Source organism: Priestia sp. 3CA3, assembly GCF_056836725.1.
Map to the genome: position 1 here is coordinate 712,488 of NZ_JBXENJ010000001.1, position 19,170 is coordinate 731,657.

The 19,170-nt window shown below is 39.7% G+C and carries 16 protein-coding genes; all 16 read left to right on the plus strand.

Translation table 11 applies throughout. From position 1 onward, the window contains the following. Positions 1-3 precede the first annotated feature (3 nt). The gene (locus AC1VNJ_RS03685; RefSeq protein WP_098626922.1) at positions 4-1,047 is read left to right on the plus strand and encodes a protein-glutamate methylesterase/protein-glutamine glutaminase; all 1,044 of its coding nucleotides are present in this window, start codon (positions 4-6) and stop codon (positions 1,045-1,047) included. A 14-nt stretch (positions 1,048-1,061) separates the two neighbouring features. After that, entirely contained in the window at positions 1,062-3,041 is a 1,980-nt protein-coding gene (locus AC1VNJ_RS03690; protein ID WP_098626921.1) for a chemotaxis protein CheA, read from the plus strand. A 30-nt stretch (positions 3,042-3,071) separates the two neighbouring features. Continuing rightward, the gene (locus AC1VNJ_RS03695; protein ID WP_014458457.1) at positions 3,072-3,500 is read left to right on the plus strand and encodes a chemotaxis protein CheW; all 429 of its coding nucleotides are present in this window, start codon (positions 3,072-3,074) and stop codon (positions 3,498-3,500) included. Positions 3,501-3,550: 50 nt separating this feature from the next. After that, a complete protein-coding gene (locus tag AC1VNJ_RS03700; protein ID WP_165635194.1) occupies positions 3,551-4,045 on the plus strand; it encodes a chemotaxis protein CheD in 495 nt (164 codons plus the stop codon). Between the two features lie 56 nt (positions 4,046-4,101). Next, on the plus strand, positions 4,102-4,863 hold the full coding sequence (locus AC1VNJ_RS03705; RefSeq protein WP_025750299.1) for a FliA/WhiG family RNA polymerase sigma factor: 762 nt from the start codon (positions 4,102-4,104) through the stop codon (positions 4,861-4,863). 15 nt (positions 4,864-4,878) lie between these two features. After that, positions 4,879-5,406: a hypothetical protein gene (locus AC1VNJ_RS03710; protein WP_033579793.1), complete on the plus strand. Its 528-nt coding sequence runs from the start codon at positions 4,879-4,881 to the stop codon at positions 5,404-5,406. Positions 5,407-5,564: 158 nt separating this feature from the next. Further along, on the plus strand, positions 5,565-6,284 hold the full coding sequence (gene rpsB / locus AC1VNJ_RS03715; protein WP_013058850.1) for a 30S ribosomal protein S2: 720 nt from the start codon (positions 5,565-5,567) through the stop codon (positions 6,282-6,284). Between the two features lie 107 nt (positions 6,285-6,391). Further along, on the plus strand, positions 6,392-7,273 hold the full coding sequence (gene tsf / locus AC1VNJ_RS03720) for a translation elongation factor Ts (protein WP_013058849.1): 882 nt from the start codon (positions 6,392-6,394) through the stop codon (positions 7,271-7,273). A gap of 76 nt (positions 7,274-7,349) precedes the next feature. Next, positions 7,350-8,072, plus strand: coding sequence for a UMP kinase (gene pyrH / locus AC1VNJ_RS03725; RefSeq protein WP_028411409.1), 723 nt, complete (start codon positions 7,350-7,352; stop codon positions 8,070-8,072). A 2-nt stretch (positions 8,073-8,074) separates the two neighbouring features. Continuing rightward, positions 8,075-8,632 (plus strand): ribosome recycling factor, encoded by a 558-nt coding sequence (gene frr / locus AC1VNJ_RS03730; RefSeq protein ID WP_013058847.1) that lies wholly within the window; start codon positions 8,075-8,077, stop codon positions 8,630-8,632. Between the two features lie 134 nt (positions 8,633-8,766). Then, positions 8,767-9,549 (plus strand): isoprenyl transferase, encoded by a 783-nt coding sequence (locus AC1VNJ_RS03735; protein WP_028411408.1) that lies wholly within the window; start codon positions 8,767-8,769, stop codon positions 9,547-9,549. An 18-nt stretch (positions 9,550-9,567) separates the two neighbouring features. After that, on the plus strand, positions 9,568-10,359 hold the full coding sequence (locus tag AC1VNJ_RS03740; RefSeq protein ID WP_033579794.1) for a phosphatidate cytidylyltransferase: 792 nt from the start codon (positions 9,568-9,570) through the stop codon (positions 10,357-10,359). A gap of 35 nt (positions 10,360-10,394) precedes the next feature. After that, positions 10,395-11,543, plus strand: coding sequence for a 1-deoxy-D-xylulose-5-phosphate reductoisomerase (gene dxr / locus AC1VNJ_RS03745; protein ID WP_482640317.1), 1,149 nt, complete (start codon positions 10,395-10,397; stop codon positions 11,541-11,543). A gap of 78 nt (positions 11,544-11,621) precedes the next feature. Next, a complete protein-coding gene (gene rseP, locus AC1VNJ_RS03750; RefSeq protein WP_028411405.1) occupies positions 11,622-12,881 on the plus strand; it encodes an RIP metalloprotease RseP in 1,260 nt (419 codons plus the stop codon). A gap of 104 nt (positions 12,882-12,985) precedes the next feature. Then, positions 12,986-14,683 (plus strand): proline--tRNA ligase, encoded by a 1,698-nt coding sequence (locus AC1VNJ_RS03755; protein WP_482640318.1) that lies wholly within the window; start codon positions 12,986-12,988, stop codon positions 14,681-14,683. Positions 14,684-14,801: 118 nt separating this feature from the next. Continuing rightward, positions 14,802-19,112 carry a PolC-type DNA polymerase III gene (locus tag AC1VNJ_RS03760; RefSeq protein ID WP_028411403.1) on the plus strand — a complete coding sequence of 1,437 codons (4,311 nt, stop codon included), beginning with the start codon at positions 14,802-14,804 and terminating at the stop codon, positions 19,110-19,112. Positions 19,113-19,170: the final 58 nt, after the last annotated feature.

Sequence of the window (19,170 nt, forward strand, 5' to 3'; positions counted from 1 at the left end):
AGAGTGAATGAAATAAAGGTGCTTATTGTGGATGATTCTGCATTTATGCGAAAGCTAATCGGCGATTTTTTAGCATGTGACAGTCGTTTTCACGTTGTGGGTACCGCACGTAACGGTGAAGAAGGGTTGAAAAAAGCGCTCGAGCTGTCGCCAGACGTTGTGACACTTGATATCGAAATGCCTAAAATGAATGGCTTAGATATGTTAAAGCAGCTTATGCGTGTGAAGCCCCTTCCTGTTGTCATGTTATCGAGTACAACAATAGAAGGTGCTGAAAATACGCTGACCGCTATGCAGTACGGCGCAGTTGATTTTGTTGCTAAACCTTCGGGAGCTATTTCGCTGGACTTACATAAAGTGAAAGATGAGCTTATCTCTAAACTATTGCTTGCTAGTAAAGCCAACATATCTTCAAGCAGTCATCAGCACGTGCAAAACAGAAGTGTATATAACCTCCCGATGGGGACGAAAGTGAACAAAATGATTTGTATTGGCACTTCTACTGGAGGACCGCGTGCGCTGCAAGAAGTATTATCAACTGTTTCAAAAGACATACACGCACCTATTTTTATTGTGCAACATATGCCTCCAAATTTCACAAAATCATTAGCGGTTAGACTAGATCAGCTAGCTGATATTGAAGTGAAAGAAGCACAAGACAATGAAATCGCGCGCTCAGGATGTGCGTACATTGCGCCTGGAGGTTTTCATATGACGGTTGTAGAGAAAGAAGGACAGCTCAGCATTTGTTTAGACACTTCTTCACCTGTAAAGGGACATCGCCCCTCAGTGGATCGTTTGTTTCAGTCGATTAGTAAAATTTCAGGTTATCAAAAACTTGCTATTGTGTTGACGGGAATGGGGGCGGATGGAACGGAAGGCATTATTGATTTAAAGAAAAATAAAGACGCGCTTATATTGGCTGAATCTAAAGAAACAGCTGTCATTTATGGGATGCCCAAATCAGCTGTTTCTACAAAGCTTGTTGATTATATTGAACCGCTGCGAAACGTTGGAAGCTTTATTTCTCGCTACGCACAGAAATAGGAGGGAAAGTTACGATGGATATGAATCAATATCTAGAAGTGTTTATTGAAGAAAGCAAGGAACATCTTCAAAACGTTAACGACCAGCTAATGCGTTTTGAAAAAAATACCGATGATCTTGGTTATGTAAATGAAATTTTTCGGTCTGCTCATACGTTAAAAGGTATGTCTGCAACAATGGGATTTGATGATTTAGCACAATTAACTCACAAAATGGAAAACGTGCTAGATGCCGTTCGAAATCATCAAATCGACGCTCACACGGAAGTTCTTGATGCTTTGTTTGAATCAGTCGATGCGCTAGAAATAATGGTTCAATCTATTTCTGAAGGCGGCGATGGTCAGCTTGATGTCAAATTGCTTGTTCAAAAGCTGCAGCGTATTGTAGCAGAGGAACCCGCAGCAGAGCATGCGGCTTCTTCTATTGAGTATGATGAGTTCTTACAAACGCTGCTCAGTCAAACAGCAGGGCAAGGATTTAATGCGTTTGAAATAACCGTACAGCTCGAACGCACCTGTCTGTTAAAAGCTGCGCGTGCATATATGGTATTTGATGTGTTAGAGCAAGCGGGAGACGTCATTAAGTCAGCGCCAACTGTTCAAGATATCGAACAAGAAAAATTTGAATCATCTTTTATCGTTATATTAGTAACAAGCGAATCGCAAGAAAAGCTGAAGGCGAGCATTATGGAGGTCTCTGAAGTAGAAAGCGTGAAAATTGCTGCGGTCCCCATAAAAAAGGAGACAGAAATGCAGGAGCTTGTTTCACAAGAAGAAGCAGCAGCTATACAGGAAGTTACTGTGTCAGCACCTTCTAAATCGCCTGTTGAAGAGAAAAGACAGCTATCAAATAACAAGACGATTCGAGTCAATATTGACCGTTTGGACAGTCTCATGAACTTGTTTGAAGAACTAGTTATTGATAGAGGCAGGTTAGAACAAATATCAAAAGAATTGAATAATAGCGAATTAGACGAAACGGTAGAGCGGATGTCCCGTATTTCTGGAGATTTGCAAACGATTATTTTAAATATGCGTATGGTGCCTGTAGAAACCGTTTTTAATCGGTTTCCCCGTATGGTGAGACAGCTTTCAAAAGATTTAGGGAAACAAATTGAACTTCAAATTGTCGGAGCTGATACAGAGTTGGACCGGACCGTCATTGATGAAATTGGAGATCCGCTTGTTCACTTATTAAGAAATGCCGTTGACCACGGAATTGAAATGCCTCAAGCACGCTTAAAGAACGGAAAGAATGAAAAGGGAACGATTCGCCTTAAAGCTTATCATAGCGGAAATCATGTCTTTATTGATTTAGAAGATGACGGGGCGGGCATCAATCGTGAAAAGGTACTGCAAAAAGCGTTAGATCGAGGAATTATCGATGGGAAAACTGCTGAAACGCTGACGGATAAACAAGTGTACGAGCTCATTTTCGCTTCGGGCTTTTCGACGGCTGAACAAATTTCAGATGTTTCCGGACGAGGAGTAGGTCTAGATGTCGTGAAAAACACGATTGAATCGCTAGGGGGTTCTGTAACGATCGATTCTAACGAAGGATACGGTTCGCGTTTTTCTATTCAACTGCCGCTCACTCTGTCTATCATTTCTGCTTTACTCGTGCAAATGAGTGAAGAGCGCTATGCCTTACCGCTTTCTTCGATTATTGAAACAGCTATTGTTCAGCCGAAAGAGGTCATGCATGTACATGGTCAAAAGGTTATTGACTTTCGAGGAGCCATTATTCCTCTTATTGATTTAAAAGAACTATTTACTGTGCCTAACTCGGTACAAAGAGATCATTATTCCGTCGTTATTGTGAAAAAAGGAGAAAAGACCGCCGGGCTAATTGTTGATTCTTTTATCGGTCAGCAGGAAATCGTTTTAAAATCTTTAGGTCATTATCTGCCGGGTGTATTTGCTATTTCAGGAGCCACGATTTTAGGCGATGGACAAGTAGCACTTATCATTGATTGCAACGCTTTGATCAAATAACAAATGCTGTAAAAAGAAAGGGAGAAAGGCATGAAAATTATTGTGTTTCAATTGGGGGACGAGGAGTACGGAATTTCAGTAGAAGAAGTGCAATCGATTGAAAAGATTCAGCACATAACACGCGTTCCTGGAGTAAAAGAATATGTAAAAGGTGTTATTAATCTTCGCGGTGTTATTACACCGATTATTGATTTGCGCACTCGTTTTAACTTACAAGAACAGCTTAACCATGAGCTGACACGTATTATTATGGTTCGTCTTAATGATGTAGAAGCAGGTTTGATTGTGGATGCCGCAAATGATGTAGTAGACATTGATGAAAAAACGATTGCTTCAGTGCCTGAAACAGTTGAAGGAACAGCTGTAGAATACTTGAACGGAGTTGTTAAAGTAGATAGCCGTTTAATTGTTCTTCTAAATTTACCTAAAGTGCTCTCTTTAGAAGACCACCTCCAGTGAGCCAAGCGAATAATGGATATCACGCTGAAGTTTGTAGGAGTTGAAGAATCGTGAGAGATGATAAACAAGTGATTAAGGTAGGAATTGCCGAAATGAATGTTACACATGCACCCGCAGTGCTTCGAACAACGGGATTAGGGTCATGTGTAGGAGTTGTCGTTTACGACTCTGTTCACTCAGTAGCTGGGCTCGCTCATGTAATGCTTCCCGATTCAAGTGGGGCTAAATGTCCTTTTAATAGAGCTAAATATGCAGATACAGCTATTTTTGATTTGATAAATATGTTGATTAAACAAGGTGCACATAGAAGATTATTAAAAGCAAAAATAGCAGGGGGCGCACAGATGTTTCAATTGGAACCAAGAAATGATGTGATGCGAATTGGCCTTCGAAATGTTCAAGCAGTGGAGAGAGAACTGCATAGAAACAGTGTAGAAATTGCAGCAAAAGCTACGGGAGGACACAACGGACGCACAATTGAATTTGATCCTCAAACGGCTATTTTAAAGGTTCGTACGATTAATGAAGGGATAAAAACGATATAAAGCGCGCTCTGACCGTTGACCGTTTAATAGCGCTATAAAAAGGAGTTGAAAGACCCTTGAAAAGTATACAAGAAGTTGAAGAACATAAAATTTGGCAGGAATGGATAGAGACGAGAGACTCCCATGCGGGAAACATGCTTGTTAAAAAGTATATGCCGCTTGTTAACTATCACGTTCAGCGGATTAGTGTAGGGCTGCCGAAGAATATTCATAAAGAAGAGCTTCGTAGTTTAGGATTAATCGGCCTTTACGATGCTTTGGAAAAGTTTGATTACGGTAGAGACTTAAAGTTTGATACATATGCGTCTTTTCGAATTCGAGGGGCGATAATAGACGGGCTTCGTAAAGAAGATTGGTTATCAAGAAGCGCAAGGGAAAAAACGAAAAGAATTGAGCAAGCAACAGAAGCACTTGAACAAAGATACTTGCGCAGAGTTGCACCAAGTGAGGTTGCAAAAGAAGTAGGCATGACAGAAGCAGATGTTGTTCATACAATGAATGAAGGCTTCTTAGCTAACGTTTTGTCAATGGAAGAACAGCCAAAAGAGTATGAAGATGGAGAGCAAAAATACACGATTAAAGATGAAAAAACGCTCTCTCCTGAAGAGGAGCTAATTAACGACGAACGATATCAAGAGCTCGCTGAAGTTATCGAGCAGCTAAATGAAAAAGAGCAGCTTGTTGTTTCATTATTTTATAAAGAGGAGTTGACTTTCACAGAGATCGCGCAGCTGTTAGGGCTATCCACTTCACGCATTTCTCAAATTCATTCGAAAGCGCTGTTTAAAATGCGTACGAGTTTAAGCAAAATAATTTAACAAAGAGGTAAAGTGATGGGGTTTTTACTCACAGTTAGTTTTTTAATTCATGGTCTATCACTGTTTTGCATTATTCTTTTATATATGCAAGTGACCAAAGTGAAAAGGATTGAACGCTTGCACCAGCAAAATATAAATAAAATGGAAGCTGCAATGAGTTCATATCTCGCTGAATTTCAGGAACAAAACGAGCAGTTTTTACGGCAGCTTCGTGAGCGTTCAACTTCGCTTTCTTCCGAAATGGAAGAAAGCAGCGCCAAATCACCTTTGGTAGATGAAGAAGACGTGCCTGTTCAAAGGGTGGATCTAAAAAGTGAGCCTTCCCAGTCGCTGCATGAACTTCTCTCTATAGAAGAAAATCAGAAACATATAAGCACATCTTTTGATGAATTAACTACAGACCAAATTCAAGATTTGTCAGGTGAAGAGATAAAAGAATTTTCCGTTTATTTAAAGGGAAAAGGTTTAACAATTGAAGAAATTGCAAAACATTTACACAGAGGGAAAACTGAAATTGAATTATTATTGAAATTTCATCAATAAACTTAATGAAACGCTTGCTTGTGAAAAAGGAGTATGCTATATTAGTTTTTGGTGTTATTACACACGCTTGTTGATTCGGTTGATGGTGCTACTTTTTGTAGTTTCGGCTGAAGATGATATAAGCGGAGGAGACTTAAAACCATTAGGAGGAAAAACACATGTCAGTAATTTCAATGAAACAATTACTAGAAGCTGGTGTACATTTCGGTCACCAAACTCGCCGTTGGAACCCAAAAATGAAGAAATATATCTTCACTGAGCGTAACGGCATCTACATTATCGATCTTCAAAAAACAGTTAAGAAAGTAGAAGAAGCGTACAAATTCGTTAAAGAATTAGCTGCAGACGGCGGTACTGTTTTATTCGTAGGTACGAAAAAACAAGCTCAAGATTCTGTTAAAGAAGAAGCAGCTCGCGCTGGTATGTACTTTGTTAACCAACGTTGGTTAGGTGGTACATTAACTAACTTCTCAACTATCCAAAAACGTATCAAACGTTTAAAAGATATCGAAAAAATGCAAGAAGACGGTACTTTCGAAGTACTACCTAAGAAAGAAGTAGTTCAACTTAAAAAAGAGTTAGAGCGTCTTGAAAAATTCTTAGGCGGCATTAAAGATATGAAACAACTTCCAGATGCATTATTCATCATTGACCCTCGTAAAGAGCGTATTGCAGTAGCGGAAGCTAAAAAATTACACATTCCAATCGTTGGTATCGTAGACACTAACTGTGATCCAGACGAAATTGATTATGTAATCCCTGCAAACGATGATGCAATTCGTGCTGTTAAACTTTTAACTTCTAAAGTTGCTGATGCTATTCTAGAAGCTAAACAAGGTGAAGAAACAGCAGTTGAAACTGAAACAACTACTGCTTAATTCCGTGAAAGGTGATAAGAGGGAATAGCCTTTTATCACCTTTTTTTGAAAAGATTTAACCCATTTATATACATTAATTACATACCCAAACAAGGAGGCTACACATTATGGCAATTACTGCTCAAATGGTAAAAGAACTACGTGAAAAAACAGGCGCTGGTATGATGGATTGTAAAAAAGCGTTAACTGAAACTAACGGTGATATGGAGCAAGCAATCGATTTCTTACGTGAAAAAGGTATTGCAAAAGCTGCTAAAAAATCAGACCGTATTGCTGCTGAAGGTCTAACTTACATCGAAACTCAAGGTAACGAAGCTGTTATCTTAGAAGTTAACTCTGAAACTGATTTCGTTGCGAAAAACGAAGGTTTCCAAAAATTAACAAAAGAATTAGCTGCTCACATCTTAGCTAACAAACCAGCTGACGCTGCTGAAGCTGCTACTCAAAAAATGGAAAACGGTGCAACTGTTGAAGAACACATCAACTCTGCAATCGCTACAATCGGAGAAAAATTATCTCTACGTCGTTTCGCTGTAGCAACAAAAACTGATGCTGATGCATTCGGTGCTTACCTACATGCTGGCGGACGTATCGGTGTGTTAACAGTATTATCTGGTACAACTGAAGAAGCTGTTGCAAAAGACGTTGCTATGCACATCGCTGCAATCAACCCTAAATACATCTCTCGTGACCAAGTTTCTGCTGAAGAAACTGAGCGTGAGCGCGAAGTATTGACTCAACAAGCATTAAACGAAGGCAAACCAGAAAAAATCGTTGCAAAAATGGTTGAAGGTCGCCTTGGCAAATTCTTCGAAGATATTTGCTTACTAGATCAAACATTTGTTAAAAATCCTGATCAAAAAGTACGTCAGTTCGTTGAGAGCAAAGGCGCTACTGTTGAAAGCTTCGTTCGTTTTGAAGTAGGAGAAGGTATTGAGAAACGTCAAGACAACTTCGCTGAAGAAGTAATGAACCAAGTTAAAAAGTAAGGGTTTGACCGTATAGGGAACACTGTGTGTTCCCTTTTTTACAAAAGAGATCTCACCGTTAACGATGGAGGTAAGCATGAGTCAAGCAAAATATAATCGTATCGTATTAAAGTTAAGTGGAGAAGCATTAGCTGGTGAAGATGGTTTTGGTATTAACCCATCCATCATCAAATCTGTTGCTGAACAAGTAAAAGCCGTTTATGAATTAGGTGTGGAAATTGCTGTAGTCGTTGGTGGTGGAAACATTTGGCGTGGTAAAATTGGTAGTGAAATGGGTATGGATCGTGCAGCTGCTGATTATATGGGAATGCTAGCAACGGTGATGAACTCGCTGGCTCTTCAAGATAGCTTAGAGAACATTGGTGTGCAAACACGAGTTCAGACTTCTATCGAGATGAGACAAGTAGCAGAGCCTTATATTAGAAGAAAAGCTGTTCGACATCTTGAGAAAAAACGCGTTGTTATTTTCGCTGCGGGTACAGGAAACCCTTATTTCTCTACAGATACAACAGCAGCTTTGCGTGCAGCTGAAATCGAAGCTGACGTTATCTTAATGGCTAAAAACAACGTAGATGGCGTTTATAATGCAGATCCTAAGCTTGTACCTGATGCTGTAAAATATGAAACATTAACATATATTGATGTTTTAAAAGATGGACTAGCTGTTATGGATTCTACAGCTTCTTCATTATGTATGGACAACGATATTCCGCTAATTGTTTTCTCAATTACGGAAGAAGGCAATATTAAACGTGCCGTTACAGGCGAAAACATTGGAACAATTGTAAAGGGGAAATAAACATGCCAAAACAAGTGTTGCAAAACGCAAAAGAAAGAATGGAAAAAGCAATTCAATCATTTAGCCGCGAACTAGCATCAATTCGCGCTGGACGTGCAAGCGCGTCACTTCTTGACCGCGTAACGGTAGAATACTACGGTGCACCAACACCGATTAACCAATTGGCGCAAGTAAGCGTACCGGAAGCTCGTATGCTTGTTATTCAGCCTTATGACAAATCACAAATTGGTGAAGTTGAAAAAGCTATTTTAAAATCTGATTTAGGATTAACACCTACAAGCGATGGAACTATTATCCGTTTATCGATTCCTGCTTTAACGGAAGAGCGTCGTCGTGAGTTAGTGAAAATGGTTAAAAAATATGCTGAAGAAGCAAAAGTTGCGGTTCGTAACGTACGCCGTGATGCAAACGATGATTTCAAAAAGTTAGAGAAAAAAGGTGAAATTACTGAAGACGATCTACGCGGCTACAGTGATGACATTCAAAAACTAACAGATGACCATATCGTAAAAGTGGATAAAGTGGCAAAAGATAAAGAAGAAGAAATTATGGCAGTTTAAGTCATTTCAAGGTAAAATATATTGTAAAAGACCCTCTATTGTTTACAGGGGGTTTTTTTGTTAATAATGTGTAGTAAGAAAAAACTCACATAAGCTACACGTTTATGTGAGAGCGTACAACGGGGGACCTTTGCATGTTAAGAAAATTTCAAGCATGGAAGAAAAGTCAAGATTTAAATACACTGTCTTTGTCAGAACGAAAAGATCAAGTGAAACAGCACCCTGTTCCTGAACATATTGCAATTATTATGGATGGGAACGGTCGTTGGGCGCAAAAACGAGCTCTTCCTCGCATGATGGGCCATCATGAAGGAATGAAAGTAGTACGTCATGTGACCAGACTGGCCAATGAATTAGGTGTTAAAGTATTAACTTTATATGCATTTTCCACTGAAAATTGGAAGCGCCCCAAAACTGAAGTTGAGTTTTTAATGAAACTGCCAGAGGAATTTTTAACAACCTTTTTGCCTGAGCTAATTGAAAAAAATGTGCAAGTTCGTATTATGGGAGATAAAAGTGAGCTCCCTGCCCATACGATTCGAGCCGTGGATAAGGCAATTGAAAAAACAAAGCATAACACGGGGATGATTTTAAACTTCGCGCTTAATTACGGTAGCCGTCACGAAATTGTGGGCGCTATTCGGTCATTGGCAGAAGATGTAGAACAGGGAAAAGTGGCTTCCTCTTCTATTTCAGAAAATTTATTTTCTTCCTATTTAATGAGCAAAAGCCTTCCAGATCCGGATTTGCTTATTCGCACAAGTGGCGAGCTTCGCTTAAGTAACTTTATGCTTTGGCAGCTAGCGTACACAGAGTTTTGGTTTACAAAAGTATTATGGCCAGATTTTAAAGAAAATCATTTAATCGAAGCAGTCGAGGCGTTTCAAAAGCGCGGTCGCCGCTTTGGTGGTGTATAAGAAGGTGTGGAAAACAAGATGAAACAGCGCATTATCACCGCGATTGTAGCACTTGCGGTATTTGTGCCGATTGTTTTAATTGGAGGGTTACCTTTTACCCTTATCATGTATGTGATCGGAACAGTTGGTGTAATTGAGCTTTTAAAAATGAAACATTTGAAAGCAATGTCTTTTCCAAGTATCATTAGTTTATTACTAACTTGGGTGTTTTTACTACCAAACGGAAGAGATGTTGCATTTCAATTCTTAAGTGAACATAAGATAGAAGTAGCGCTTGCTGCTGTCCTTCTTTTATTAATGTACACGGTTGTAGTTAAAAATAAATTTACCTTCGATGACGTTGGGTTTATTTTATTAACAACAGTATATGTTGGCTTTGGCTTTCATTATTTTATCGAGGTTCGTCAAGAGTTCGGGTTAGCTTATTTGTTCTTTGCTTTCCTTATTATTTGGGCGACGGATTCCGGAGCTTATTTTATTGGACGAGCAATGGGGAAACGAAAGCTATGGCCGGAAATCAGTCCCAATAAAACAATTGAAGGTTTTGTTGGTGGCGTCGTATGCGCTATTATAGTAGCCATTGTATTTAAGCTGTTAGCAAATATTGATCAAACTATGATCGAGCTACTTGTAATTGGTATTATCGTATCGTTATTTGGACAGATGGGTGATCTTGTACAATCAGCGTTCAAACGTCACTATGGCGTAAAAGATTCAGGGAAAATTTTACCGGGTCATGGTGGGATTTTAGACCGTTTTGACAGTTTAATGTTCATCATGCCAATTTTAGCTTTTTTATTATCTCTATAAAAAAGATGTCTTTGTTTTAATAGGAGTGAATATACTTGAAGAAAATTTCCTTGTTAGGAGCTACAGGTTCAATCGGTACTCAAACCGTTGATATTGTTCGAGCGCATCCTGAGCATTTTGAGCTCTCAGCAATCTCTGTAGGTCGAAATATTAACGAAGCAAGAAAGATTATTCAGCAGTGTAAGCCAGCCCTTGTTTCTGTAATGAAGAAAGAAGATTGTCTGTCACTGCAAGCAGAATTCCCTTCTATTCGATTTGTTTATGGAGAAGAAGGACTTGTGGAAGTAGCAACTCATCCTTCTACAGAAGTGTTGGTAAACGCTGTTCTTGGAAGTGTAGGGTTGACTCCTACGCTAGAAGCAATCAAAATGAGAAAAACAATTGCTATTGCAAATAAGGAGACACTTGTTACCGCTGGTCACCTTGTCATGGAAGCAGCCAAGGAATATGGCGCTGATATTTTACCGGTAGACAGTGAGCATTCAGCTATTTTTCAAAGTTTGCAAGGGCAAGATCAAAAAGCAATAGACCGTTTAATTTTAACGGCTTCTGGAGGGAGCTTTCGAGATAAGACGAGAGCAGAACTACAGGGAGTAACGGTTGAAGATGCGTTAAATCATCCAAACTGGTCAATGGGAGCTAAAATTACAATTGATTCGGCAACGATGATGAATAAGGGACTAGAAGTGATTGAAGCACATTGGCTTTTTGATCTTCCCTATGAGAAAATTGATGTATTGTTACATAAGGAAAGCATCATTCATTCTATGGTAGAGTATTCTGATACAAGCGTTATTGCTCAGCTTGGAACGCCCGATATGCGCGTGCCAATTCAATACGCGTTAACGTATCCAAGACGCATGTCTTTGCCTGACACCAAGCGTTTAAGTTTGGCGGATATTGGTCAGCTTCACTTCGCTAAAATGGATGAAGAGCGTTTTCGCTGTTTAGCTTTTGCATTTGAGGCTGGCAAAGTGGGTGGAACACTTCCGACTGTTTTAAATGCAGCTAATGAAGAAGCTGTTCAAGCCTTTCTAGATGGTCACATTACATTTTTACAAATTGAAGATGTGATTGAAAAAGCAATGAATGAACATACTGTAATACAGAAACCTTGTTTATCTACTATTAAAGAAGTAGATTTAGAAGCAAGAGAGTTTGTTAGATCCGCCATCTCTCGATAATGTGCGTGCGAGAGAAGCCACTCCCTTATTTTTGGTGGGTGGAGGTTTGACTCTATTACATGAAGGGGGTAATACCCATTGAACACAGTCATTGCGTTTGTCGTCATTTTTGGAGCTCTTGTATTCTTTCATGAGCTTGGTCATTTAGTTTTTGCAAAGCGTGCAGGCATCTTATGCCGTGAGTTTGCCATTGGGTTTGGTCCCAAAATCTTTTCATTTAAACGAGATGAAACAGTTTATACCATTCGCTTACTGCCTCTAGGTGGATTTGTTCGAATGGCTGGAGAAGACCCGGAAATGATTGAAGTTAAGCCTGGTCAAATGGTGGGCCTCATGTTTGATAAGGAAGGCAAAGTAAATAAAGTCATTATTAATAACAAGGAACAGCATCCAAATGCAAAAGTTATTGAGGTAGAGCAAGCAGACTTAGAGCATAATCTATTTATTTCAGGTTATGAAGAAGGTGAAGATGAACATCTGCAAAAATTCGAGGTAGCAGAAGAATCTTACTTTGTTATGGACGGAGAAGACATTCAAATTGCACCTTACAGCCGTCAGTTTGCTTCCAAAACTCTTGGTCAGCGTGCGCTAGCCATTTTCGCTGGTCCGCTAATGAACTTTATATTAGCCTTTGTTATTTTTATCGTTCTTGGGATTTCTCAAGGATATGTTGTTGACAAACCTGTGATGGGCAAATTAACATCAGATGGAGTAGCCGTTGATGCGGGACTTAAACAAGGAGATAAAGTTCAAGCAATTGATGGACAAAGTGTTTCAACGTGGGATGATGTCGTAAAAGTAATTCAAAAACATCCTGAACAGCAAATTACATTCACGGTTCAGCGCGGCGGCAAAACCCTAGATATTCCAATTACACCTGAAAGCCGCAAGGTTGGGGAACAGACAATTGGATTAATTGGCGTATATGCACCGGTTGAAAAGTCATTCATTGGTTCGATCACGCACGGAGCTACTGAAACATATACGTGGATGAAAGAAATTTTAACGGGCCTTGGGAAGCTTGTGACAGGACAGTTCAAACTGGATATGCTTTCTGGTCCTGTAGGTATTTACGCAGCAACCGATCAAGTAGCACAGTCAGGCATTTATTACCTAATGAAATGGGCAGCCGTTTTAAGTATTAACTTAGGGATTGTCAATTTGCTTCCACTTCCTGCTTTAGATGGAGGACGACTATTATTCTTCGCTGTAGAAGGAATTCGCGGTAAGCCAATTGATCGTCAAAAAGAAGGGATTGTTCATTTTATCGGTTTTGCTTTATTAATGCTGCTGATGCTCGTTGTAACGTGGAACGATATTCAAAAGTTCTTTTTATAAGACATACGCTCAGCGAGGGATATTCCCTCGCTGATTATATGAAAATTGCGGCATGGTCCGCCTTAAAAAATAAGATAGAGAAGTAAGCAAAGAGGTGCGAGGTTATGAGACAAAGTTCTACATTGATTCCTACATTAAGAGAAGTGCCAGCTGATGCGGATATAAAAAGCCATCAGCTTCTACTGCGCGCAGGTTATATGCGCCAAAATGCAAGCGGCGTGTACAGCTTTTTACCGCTTGGTAAGCGTGTATTGCAAAAAGTTGAACAAATTGTTCGTGAAGAGATGGACCGTGCAGGTTCTGTCGAATTATTGATGCCTGCTTTACAACAAGCTGAATTGTGGCAAGAGTCTGGCCGCTGGTATTCATATGGGCCTGAGTTAATGCGTATGAAAGATCGTCACGGCCGTGAATTTGCTTTGGGAGCAACACACGAAGAAGTTATCACAAGCTTGCTTCGTGACGAAGTGAAGTCATACAAACGTTTACCGCTAAATTTATATCAAATTCAAACGAAGTTCCGCGATGAAAAACGTCCACGCTTTGGCTTATTACGCGGTCGTGAATTTATTATGAAAGATGCATATTCGTTTCATGCTTCTCAAGAAAGTTTAGATGAAGTGTATGATAAAATGTTTGCTGCCTACAGCCGCATCTTTGAGCGCTGCGGATTAAATTTCCGTGCGGTTATCGCTGATTCAGGTGCAATGGGCGGAAAAGATACGCATGAATTTATGGTTCTTTCTGAAATCGGGGAAGATACAATTGCTTATTCAGATACATCTTCTTATGCAGCAAATGTTGAAATGGCACCGGTTGTAAATACGTATGAAAAATCAGATGAAGCTGAAAAAGAATTAACAAAAGTGGAAACACCAAATCAGCATAGCATTGAAGACGTAGCTGCTTTCTTAAATGTTGAAGCGACTTCTTGTATCAAGTCCCTTTTATTTAAAGTAGATGATCGTTTTGTGCTTGTACTTGTTCGCGGGGATCACGAAGTAAACGATATTAAAGTGAAAAACTATTTTGAAGCTTCCGTCGTTGAACTGGCAACTCCAGAAGAAACAAAAGAAGCATTAAAATGCGCAGTTGGTTCAGTAGGACCGATTGGTGTAAGTGATTCAGTAGAAGTGGTAGCTGATCATGCGGTAAAAGCAATCGTTAACGGTGTATGCGGAGCAAATGAAGAAGGTTATCACTATACAAATGTGAATGAACGTAACTTTAATGCAACTTACGAAGATTTCCGCTTCATCCAAGAAGGAGATCAGTCACCGGATGGACAAGGTGTTATTAAGTTCGCTAAAGGTATTGAAGTCGGACATGTCTTTAAGCTAGGAACTCGCTACAGTGAAGCGATGGGAGCAACGTATCTAGATGAGAACGGACGCAGCCAGCCAATGATTATGGGTTGCTATGGTATCGGTGTTTCTCGTACAGTAGCTGCGATTGCAGAACAATTCAATGATGAAAACGGTCTTCTATGGCCAGAGGCTGTTACGCCTTATCAAGTGCACGTTATTCCAGTTAACGTGAAAAATGATGAACAGCGTGAACTAGGTGAGAAATTATATAATGAGTTATTAGATAATCGCTTTGAAGTTCTGTTAGATGACCGCCAAGAGCGTGCAGGAGTAAAATTTGCAGATTCAGATTTAATTGGTCTTCCTGTTCGAGTAACAGTTGGTAAACGTGCATCTGAAGGAATTGTAGAAGTAAAAGTACGGAAAACTGGGGAGTCACTAGAAGTGTCAGTTGACAGTCTTGTTTCAACAGTGAAAGAACTGCTAGCGAATTAATGAAGCAGCGGGGATTTGTATCCCTGCTGTTTTTATGTTTATAAACAGAACATATGACAGAATAGAAGTCATTTATGTTAAAATAGATTGCACTCATTTATAAAAGGAGGCAGAAAACTTGGAAGCACAAACGCTAGGAAAAAAAGAGCGTTTTAAGTTGCTGCTGCAGCAGTTAGAGCTGACGAGTGATCAAATTGTTCCTTATTTTGAAAACGCAGCGATTGAAAAGCTCGTCATTCAGAAAGAACAAAAAAAATGGCATTTTCATTTTTCTTTAGAAGGGTTATTACCTTTTGAGATCTATGAGTTATTCCATGCTCGCATGTCTTCAGCTTTTTCTCATATTGCGAGTGTTTCTTTTTCTATTCAAACCGTTAATAAAGAATGTACGGAAGAGCATGTACAGTCATATTGGAAGCATTGTATTGGAGAAATGCAGGGAATATCCCCGCTTTTACAGTCGCTTTTACAAGATCAAATGCCGAGATTGAACGGTGCCAAATTGATTGTGAACGCACGACATGATGCAGAAGGAACGGCTTTACGTAAAAAGTACAGTCAGTTAATTGCTGATCAGTATGCGTCCTATGGCTTTCCGAACCTTCAGCTAATGACGGAAGTTGTACATTCAGAAGAAGCATTTCAGCAGTTTGTAGAGCAACGAAAACAAGAAGATACAGAAAAAGTATTACAAGCCATCACAGAAATGCAAAATAAAGAAAATGAAAAAAGTGATGGACCAGACCTACCAAAAGGTCCGCTTACAATTGGATATACGATTAAAGACGAGACGGTTCGCCTAGACTCCATTGTGGATGAAGAAAAACGAATTGCCGTTGAAGGATACGTATTTGATGCAGAAACTAGAGAATTACGAAGCGGACGTACGCTTCTTATTTTTAAAGTGACAGATTATACAAACTCTATTATGGTTAAAATGTTTTCACGTGACAAAGAAGATATTCCTTTACTTCAAGCGATTAAAAAAGGAATGTGGGTAAAGGTTCGCGGAAGTGTACAAAATGATACATTTGTCCGTGATTTAGTTATGATTGGAAATGATGTCAACGAGATTACCGGTCCTGCTAGACAAGATACAGCGCCTGAAGATGAAAAGCGTGTGGAGCTTCACTTGCATACGCCAATGAGTCAAATGGATGCCGTTTCATCTGTTGGAGCTTTAGTCGGACAAGCTAAAAAATGGGGACATCCGGCTGTAGCGATAACTGATCATGCGGTTGCACAGTCGTTTCCTGAAGCATATGGAGCCGGGAAAAAGAACGGCATTAAAATACTGTACGGAGTGGAAGTTAATTTAGTAGACGACGGCGTGCCGATTGCCTATAATCCGAAGCATGTGGATTTAACAGAAGCAACTTACGTAGTATTTGACGTCGAAACAACCGGTTTGTCAGCCGTATACGATACCATTATTGAACTTGCTGCCGTGAAGATGAAAGAAGGAGAAATCATCGATCGATTTGAACGGTTTGCAAATCCTCATCATCCTCTGTCGGCAACAACAATTGAGCTGACGGGTATTACAGATGATATGGTCCAAAATGCGCCTGAAATCTCAGAAGTACTTCGTGATTTTCACGAGTGGATGGGTGACAGTATTTTAGTCGCTCATAATGCAAGCTTTGATATGGGATTTTTAAATATGGGACTGCAAAAAATCGGTTTAGAAAAAGCAGCTAACGGCGTTATTGATACGCTTGAACTCGGAAGATTTTTGTACCCGCATATGAAAAACCATCGTTTGAATACTCTTGCTAAAAAGTTTGATATTGAACTTGTGCAGCATCACCGCGCGATTTATGATGCGGAAACAACTGGCTATTTGTTAAATAAAATGCTGAAAGATGCATTTGAACGGGAAATTACAATGCATGATCGCTTAAATGATTATATGGGAGAAGGGAATGCCTATCAGCGGGCCCGTCCTTATCATGCGACTCTTTTAGCACAAACCGACGTAGGATTAAAAAATCTATTTAAACTTGTTTCGATTTCTCATTTAAATTACTTTTATCGAGTTCCGCGAATTCCAAGATCTCAGCTCGACAAATATCGAGAAGGCATCTTGATTGGAACCGCATGTGACCGAGGCGAAGTATTCGAAGGCATGATGCAAAAAGGAATTGATGAAGTAGAAGGAGTAGCTGAATTTTATGATTACATCGAAGTACAGCCTCCTGACAACTACAAGCACTTAATTGAACTAGATTTAGTGCGAGATGAGAAAGCCTTAAAAGATATTATTAGCAATATTGTGAAGCTTGGTGAAAAGATTGGAAAGCCGGTTGTAGCAACAGGAAATGTTCACTATCTCAATCCGGAAGACAAAATTTATCGAAAAATTTTAATTGGTTCACAAGGCGGGGCTAATCCTTTAAACCGTCATCAGCTGCCGGATGTTCACTTTAGATCAACGGATGAGATGCTGAATTGTTTTTCATTTTTAGATGGGGACAAAGCGAAAGAAATTGTTGTTCATAATACGCAAAAAATAGCCGATATGATCGATGATATTAAACCAATTAAAGATGATTTATATACGCCGAAAATTGAAGGTGCGGACGAAGAAATGCGTGAAATGAGTTATGCGATGGCACGCAGCATCTACGGTGAAGAGCTGCCTGAAGTAGTAGAAGCTCGTCTAGAGAAAGAGTTGAAAAGTATTATCGGCCACGGGTTTGCCGTTATTTACTTGATCTCGCATAAACTCGTTAAAAAATCATTAAATGATGGTTACTTAGTTGGTTCACGTGGTTCCGTAGGGTCTTCATTTGTTGCGACGATGACGGAAATTACAGAAGTAAACCCACTGCCGCCGCATTATGTGTGTCCAAAATGTAAGAAATCCGAGTTTTTTAATGACGGTTCCGTAGGTTCTGGATTCGATCTGCCGGACAAAAGCTGCGACGATTGTGGCGTACCGTTTATTAAAGATGGACACGATATTCCGTTTGAAACGTTCTTAGGATTCAAGGGAGACAAGGTTCCCGATATCGATTTGAACTTCTCCGGAGAGTATCAGCCGCGAGCTCATAACTATACAAAAGTACTGTTTGGAGAAGATAATGTATACCGTGCGGGAACAATCGGTACAGTTGCCGAAAAAACAGCTTATGGCTATGTAAAAGGCTATGCTGGTGACCGTGATTTACATTTACGAAACGCAGAAGTGGATCGTTTAGTAGCAGGATGTACGGGCGTAAAACGTACAACTGGTCAGCATCCAGGAGGAATTATTGTTGTACCGGACTATATGGATATTTTCGATTTTTCACCCATCCAGTTTCCAGCTGACGACCGTAATTCCGAATGGAGAACAACTCATTTTGACTTCCATTCGATTCATGATAATTTATTAAAACTTGATATACTCGGACACGATGATCCGACCGTGATTCGCATGCTTCAAGATTTAAGTGGAATTGATCCAAAAACAATTCCGACGGATGATCCTGAAGTGATGAAAATTTTTAGTGGAACGGAATCACTTGGCGTAACAGAAGAACAAATTATGTGTAAAACAGGAACGCTTGGCATACCTGAATTTGGAACGCGCTTTGTGCGTCAAATGTTAGAAGATACGAAGCCAACGACGTTTTCGGAACTTGTTCAAATCTCGGGACTGTCGCACGGGACGGACGTATGGCTTGGTAATGCGCAGGAGCTAATTCGCAATGATATTTGCAACTTAAGTGAAGTAATCGGCTGTCGTGATGACATCATGGTTTATCTAATTTATCAAGGTCTTGAACCTTCACTTGCTTTTAAAATTATGGAGTCTGTGCGTAAAGGGAAAGGGCTAACACCTGAATTTGAAGAAGAAATGATCAAAAATGGTGTTCCGGACTGGTATATTGATTCTTGTAAAAAGATTAAGTATATGTTCCCTAAAGCCCATGCGGCTGCTTATGTATTGATGGCCGTGCGTATTGCTTATTTCAAAGTGCACCACGCGCTTCTTTATTACGCAGCATACTTTACGGTTCGTGCAGATGACTTTGATATTGATACGATGATTAAAGGATCAACTGCCATTCGAGCGAAGATGGAAGAAATCAATGCCAAAGGTTTAGATGCATCTCCTAAAGAGAAAAACTTATTAACGGTGCTTGAGCTTTCTTTGGAAATGTGCGAACGAGGCTATTCATTTAAAAAAGTAGATTTATATGAATCGAGCGCAGACGAATTTTTAATTGACGGCACATCTTTAATTCCACCGTTTAATGCCATTCCTGGTCTTGGCACAAATGCAGCGCTGAACATTGTAAAAGCTCGTGAAACGGGAGAGTTTTTATCGAAAGAAGACTTGCAGCAGCGAGGCAAAGTATCGAAGACGATTTTAGAGTATCTAGACAACCATGGATGCCTTGAATCATTACCTGATCAGAACCAGCTTTCTCTTTTCTAACATTTGCATAAAATAAGCGGTTATGATATAGTAATTGTGGAAATGCTAAGGATACGGA